The organism is Pseudomonas sp. SDO5522_S412 (genome assembly GCF_054071215.1).
Genome location: NZ_JBSVWQ010000314.1, coordinates 1 through 5,495 on the forward strand (window position 1 = coordinate 1; position 5,495 = coordinate 5,495).

Sequence of the window (5,495 nt, forward strand, 5' to 3'; positions counted from 1 at the left end):
AGTCGAATTATCTGGTGACTGACCCACCGCATTCGCGAGCAAGCCCGCTCCCACATTTAGACCGAGTGAGTCTGTGGGTTTGAGGCTTAGCCCGCGACCATCTCGGCCTTGAGCTGTGCCTCTTTCGCCTGGGCATCCGCCAACCGATACAGCTCGATATGCCCGTCCCAGTGCTCGATCAGCGCTGTGCACGACTCCACCCAATCCCCGCAATTGAGGTAGTCCACCTCGCCCACCTTGCGAATCTCCGCATGGTGAATGTGCCCGCACACCACGCCATGCAGCTCGCGCTTGGTCACTTCGTGGGCGATCGCTTCTTCAAAATCACTGATAAAGCTCACCGCCGTCTTGACCTTGTGCTTGAGGTACGCCGACAACGACCAATAGCCGTAGCCATAGCGCGCCCGCCAGTGGTTCAACCAGCGGTTGAGCGTGAGGGTGAATTCGTAGGCCGAATCGCCGAGGAACGCCAGCCAGCGGTGGTACCGGGTGATCACGTCGAACTGGTCGCCATGGATCACCAGCAAATGCCGGCCATCGGCAGTCACGTGCACCGCTTCGTCCACCAACTGGATATTGCCAAGGATCAGCTTCGAATAACGCCGCAGGAATTCATCGTGGTTGCCGGTGACGTAGATCACCTCGGTGCCGCGCTTGCTCATGGTCAGCAGGCGGCGGATCACGTTGGTGTGGGCCTGGGGCCAATACATGCCGCTGCGCAGCTTCCAGCCGTCGATGATGTCGCCCACCAAGTAGACCTTGTCGGCGTGGTAGCCCTTGAGGAAATGCGAGAGGTGTTCGGCCTGGCAATCCCGGGTGCCCAAATGCACGTCGGAAATCCACAGGGTACGCACGCGTTGCTTGCGGCTGGGTTTGGCGAGTTCGGCGCTGGTCATGGGCATGCCTCACGGTGTTTTCGCGAGCTTGCGCCCACGGGATTAATAGCCCATGACAGTGTTGCGTCAGTCTGATGACAGCACCCACAGGCGGCGAAGCGATGTAAACTGCGGGCCTGCCCAGGAGACTGCGATGAGACCCAACCTCACGCTACGCCACTACCCCGATGCGCCTATCGCCCATAGCCACGACCATGCACAGCTGGTGTTTGGCCTGTCCGGGCACCTGGACTTCGAGGTGGATGGCCGGGGCGGCCAGGTGCAGCACAGCAGTGTGATGGTGCTGCCCTACTCCGCCCATCACGCATGCCGCAGTCGCGATGGCAGCCGCTGCCTGGTGCTGGACGTGCCCGATGAGCACTGGCTGGCGCAGTCCCTGGGCGAGCATGCCGACGCCAGCCGCCGCTTGCTCGACCGGTGCGCACACCTGACCCTCGACAATCGCCAAAGCCAACTGGTGCAATGGCTGGCGAGCAGCCCGGTGGACGACCCGCTGATCGCCCAGCAAGGCGCCGTGTTGCTGCTGGCCAGCCTCAACCTTGCGCAGCCGCCGGTGGGCAAGCGCCTGCCCTATGCCGCGTTCGATGCGCATATCCAGCGGCATGCCGCGCACCCACTGCAAGTGGCGGATCTGGCGAAGCTCGCCGACCTGTCCGTCGCCCGCCTGCATGCACGATTTATCGCGGAAAGCGGGCAGACGCCGATGGACTACATACGCACCCGGCGCTTGCAGATGGCCCGCGGCCTGTTGCGCGACAGCCAGCTGCCGATCGGCGAGATTGCCGCGCGGGTGGGCTATGGTTCGCAAAGTGCATTTGCTGCGGCGATGTTGCGCGAGTTTGGCCTCTCGCCCCGAGCCTTCAGACGAGCACCGCCCGGTGTAGGAGCTGGCTTGCCTGCGATAGCATCACCGCGCGCTATCTGAACGACCGAGTTGTCTGCATCGCAGGCAAGCCAGCTCCCACAGGGATCTTCACCAAGCAAGAGTCCTGCGACAAAAGCCGCGAGCCCAACGACAGACGCGAATGCCTGCAACCCTCTAGACTGCGATCCTGTAAACCCGTCGTTTAAGGATCGCAATGACTCCCCGCACAGCCCTCGGCGCCCTGCATATCGGCGCATTGATGTTTGGCCTCACTGGTGTGTTCGGCAAACTGGCGGCCGCTTCGCCGGCGATTATCGTGTTCGGCCGCGCCGCGTTCGCGGTCATTGCCCTGGCGATCTTTGCGCGCTTTGCCAGCAACACGCCCTGGCAGAAGCTGCAAGCCCGCGACTGGCGCCGCCTGCTGGTCAGCGGCCTGCTGCTGGCCGGGCATTGGGTGAGTTTCTTTATTGCGGTAAAGGTCGCCGGTGTGGCCATCGCCACCCTGGGCTTCGCCACCTTCCCGGCGTTCACGGTGATTCTCGAAGGCTTGATTTTCCGCGAGCGGATTCGCGCCAACGAGATCCTGCTGGTGGTGCTGGTGAGCATCGGCCTGGTGCTGGTCACGCCGGATTTCAATCTCGCCAGCCAGGCCACCAGCGGCTTGTTGTGGGCGGTCGGCTCCGGCTTGTTGTTCTCGCTGCTGTCGCTGAACAACCGCGCCAGTGGGCGCATCCCGCCGGTACAGGCCGCCTTGTGCCAGAACGTGGTGGTAGCGCTGTGCCTGTTGCCCGTCGCCGCGCCCGGGCTGGCCGAAGTGCGACCACTGGACTGGCTGTGGATCGGCCTGCTCGGGGTGTTCTGCACCGGCCTGGCCCATAGCCTGTTTGTCGCCAGCCTCGCGGTGCTCAAGGCGCGCACGGCGGCGGTGGTGTTTGCCATGGAGCCGGTGTACGGCATCACCGCGGCCTGGCTGCTGTTTGCTGAAACGCCAACCTTGCGCATGCTGATGGGCGGCGCGCTGATCATCGTCGCCATCGTAGTGTCCGGCCTGATGGGCGGCGCCAAACCGGCCAAGCAGCCGGCGACCACGGCCGAGGCTCACTGAGTACGGTCGTTATGCCCCAGGTCCCGTTGCGGGTCGATCTGGTCACGTACCCGTTGCTTGAGCACCTTGGCTTCCGGGAAGCCACCGTCGGCCTTGCGTTCCCAGATCTGCACACCGTCGCAGGTAATCCGAAACGCACCGCCGGTGGCCGGCTCCAGGGCCACTTTGCCGAGGTCATCGGCGAACGTGCTCAGCAGTTCCTGGGCCAGCCAGGCGGCGCGCAGCAGCCACTGACACTGGGTGCAATAGGTGATGACAATCTCGGGCTTGGCCGCTGACATGAATTGACTGGCTCCTGCTTGGCGGGTTGAAAGGATCGAGTGGCTATAATACCGGCCTTTATCGTCCTGCCTTGAGATTGATGATGCGCCGCCTGTTGTCCTGCCTGTTGCTGTGCCTGTTCCCTGTCCTCGTCCAAGCCGTCGAAAACCCGCGCCCGAAGATCGGCCTGGTGCTCTCCGGCGGTGCCGCCCGTGGCCTGGCGCACATTGGCGTGCTCAAGGCCCTGGAAGAACAGGGCATCCACATCGATGCGATTGCCGGCACCAGCATGGGTGCAGTGATCGGCGGGCTGTATGCCTCGGGCTACAAGATCGACGAGCTGGAAAAACTCGCGCTGAACATCGACTGGAAGCTCGCCCTGTCTGACGCGCCACCGCGGGAAGACGTGCCATTCCGGCGCAAGCAGGATGACCGGGATTTCCTGGTCAAACAGAAACTCAGCTTCCGCGACGACGGCAGCCTCGGCCTGCCACTGGGGGTGATCCAGGGTCAGAACCTGGCCTTGCTGCTGGAAAGCATGTTCGCCCACACCAGTAACGTGCGGGATTTCGACAAGCTGCCGATCCCCTTTCGCGCCGTGGCCACCGACATCACCAGTGGTGAAAAAGTGGTGTTCCGCAAAGGCCACCTGCCCCAGGTGATCCGCGCCAGCATGTCGATCCCGGCGGTGTTTGCCCCGGTGGAACTGGATGGCCGGCTGCTGGTGGACGGCGGCATGACCGATAACATCCCGCTGGATGTGGCGCGGGAAATGGGGGTCGACATCGCCATCGTCGTCGACATCGGCACCCCGCTGCGCTCACGCAAGCAACTCAACACCGTGGTGGACGTGCTCAACCAGTCCATCACCCTGATGACCCGGCGCAATTCCGAAGAACAACTCAAGGCCTTGGCGCCCCGCGACGTGCTGATCCAGCCGCCCCTGGCCGCCTACGGGGTGACGGATTTCGGGCGCGCCAAGGACATGATCGACGCGGGCTACCGCGCCACCCGCGCACTCGACGTGCGCCTGGCGCACCTGCGCCCGGCCGAACCGGTGGACCCGTCGCTGGTGGCCGCGCGAACGCCCGGCGAGCGCAACCCGGTGATCACCGCGATCAAGGTAGAGAACGACTCCAAGGTGGGCGACGAGGTGATCCGCTACTACATCCGCCAGAACCTCGGCGAGCCCCTGGACCTGGCCCGCCTGCAAACCGACATGGGCACTCTGTACGGCCTGGATTACTTCGAACAGGTGCAATACCGCGTGGTGAAAAAGGGCAAGGACAACACCCTGGTCATCAGTGCCCGGGGCAAACGCAGCGGCACCGACTACCTGCGCCTGGGCCTGAACCTGTCGGATGACATGCGCGGCGACAGCGCATTCAACCTCGGCGCCAGCTACCGCATGAACGGCATCAACCGCCTCGGCGCCGAATGGCTGACGCGGGTGCAGATCGGGGACAAGCAGGAGCTGTACAGCGAGTTCTATCAGCCGATGGACACCGGTTCACGCTACTTCGTCGCGCCCTATATCAGTGCCCAGGCGCAGAACGTCGAACTGATTGAAGACAATAACCCGATCTCCGAATACCGCCTGGAACGCTACGGTTTCGGCCTGAACGTGGGCCGGCAGATCGGCAACAGCGGCGAGATTCGTTTCGGCGTCGGCGAGGCCTGGGGCAAGGCGGATGTGCGCATTGGCGACCGGAATTCACCGAGCATCAACTTCAGCGAGGGTTTCTATGAGCTGAAGTACTCCTTCGACTCGTTCGACAACGTGTACTTCCCCCATACCGGCGAAGACATTGGCCTGGCCTTCCGGGAGTTCGAACCGGGGCTGGGTTCGGACCAGCGCTATCGCCAGTGGGAGTTCAAGCTGGACAAGGCCATGAGCAGCGGGCCGGACACACTGATCCTCGGCGGGCGGTATGGGCGCACCCTGGATAAGTCGGACGTGGTGATTTCCAGCTTCCTGCTGGGGGGCGCGCGGCAGCTGTCGGGCTTCCGGGAGGATGCGATTGCCGGGCAGAACATCAGCCTGATGCGCGCGGTCTACTATCGCCGGCTGACGCCGCGGTCTTATCTGCCGCTGGATTTCCCGTTGTACCTGGGCGCGTCACTGGAGCGAGGGCGGGCTTGGAACAACGACAATGAATACGACAGCGGGTACATCAACGCCGCCAGTATTTTCCTGGGGTTTGATACGCCGCTGGGGCCGTTGAATTTCAGTTATGGGTTTAACGATGACAGTCAGCAGGCGGTGTACCTGAACCTGGGGCAAACCTTCTAATCTACGCCACAAAACCCATGTGGGAGCGGGCTTGCTCGCGAAGGCGGTGTGTCAGTCAGCACATATATTCACTGA

General features: G+C 63.1%; 5 protein-coding genes. 3 read left to right on the plus strand and 2 right to left on the minus strand.

The window, feature by feature from the left end; genetic code table 11:
• Window positions 1-86: 86 nt before the first annotated feature.
• A complete protein-coding gene (locus ACW9I6_RS30410; protein ID WP_003214618.1) occupies window positions 87-896 on the minus strand; it encodes a UDP-2,3-diacylglucosamine diphosphatase in 810 nt (269 codons plus the stop codon).
• 133 nt (window positions 897-1,029) lie between these two features.
• Between ACW9I6_RS30410 and ACW9I6_RS30415 the strand changes: the two genes are divergently transcribed.
• Together ACW9I6_RS30415 and ACW9I6_RS30420 are read left to right on the plus strand one after the other, a co-directional pair.
• Entirely contained in the window at window positions 1,030-1,821 is a 792-nt protein-coding gene (locus ACW9I6_RS30415; RefSeq protein ID WP_102606513.1) for an AraC family transcriptional regulator, read from the plus strand.
• A gap of 154 nt (window positions 1,822-1,975) precedes the next feature.
• The gene (locus tag ACW9I6_RS30420) at window positions 1,976-2,866 is read left to right on the plus strand and encodes a DMT family transporter (RefSeq protein ID WP_457340165.1); all 891 of its coding nucleotides are present in this window, start codon (window positions 1,976-1,978) and stop codon (window positions 2,864-2,866) included.
• Here the strand turns inward: ACW9I6_RS30420 and ACW9I6_RS30425 are convergent.
• On the minus strand, window positions 2,860-3,147 hold the full coding sequence (locus ACW9I6_RS30425) for a SelT/SelW/SelH family protein (RefSeq protein WP_003214624.1): 288 nt from the start codon (window positions 3,145-3,147) through the stop codon (window positions 2,860-2,862). The genes ACW9I6_RS30420 and ACW9I6_RS30425 overlap by 7 nt on opposite strands.
• Window positions 3,148-3,230: 83 nt before the next feature.
• On the opposite strand from ACW9I6_RS30425, the gene ACW9I6_RS30430 reads away from it, so the two are divergent.
• On the plus strand, window positions 3,231-5,420 hold the full coding sequence (locus ACW9I6_RS30430) for a patatin-like phospholipase family protein (RefSeq protein ID WP_003214625.1): 2,190 nt from the start codon (window positions 3,231-3,233) through the stop codon (window positions 5,418-5,420).
• The last annotated feature ends 75 nt before the right edge of the window (window positions 5,421-5,495 follow it).

What these genes read in the sequence shown, in the direction of transcription:
- ACW9I6_RS30410 (WP_003214618.1), bottom strand. Translation starts at nt 896, where the DNA reads ATGACCAGCGCCGAACTCGCCAAACCCAGCCGCAAGCAACGCGTGCGT.
- ACW9I6_RS30415 (WP_102606513.1), top strand. Translation starts at nt 1,030, where the DNA reads ATGAGACCCAACCTCACGCTACGCCACTACCCCGATGCGCCTATCGCC.
- ACW9I6_RS30420 (WP_457340165.1), top strand. Translation starts at nt 1,976, where the DNA reads ATGACTCCCCGCACAGCCCTCGGCGCCCTGCATATCGGCGCATTGATG.
- ACW9I6_RS30425 (WP_003214624.1), bottom strand. Translation starts at nt 3,147, where the DNA reads ATGTCAGCGGCCAAGCCCGAGATTGTCATCACCTATTGCACCCAGTGT.
- ACW9I6_RS30430 (WP_003214625.1), top strand. Translation starts at nt 3,231, where the DNA reads ATGCGCCGCCTGTTGTCCTGCCTGTTGCTGTGCCTGTTCCCTGTCCTC.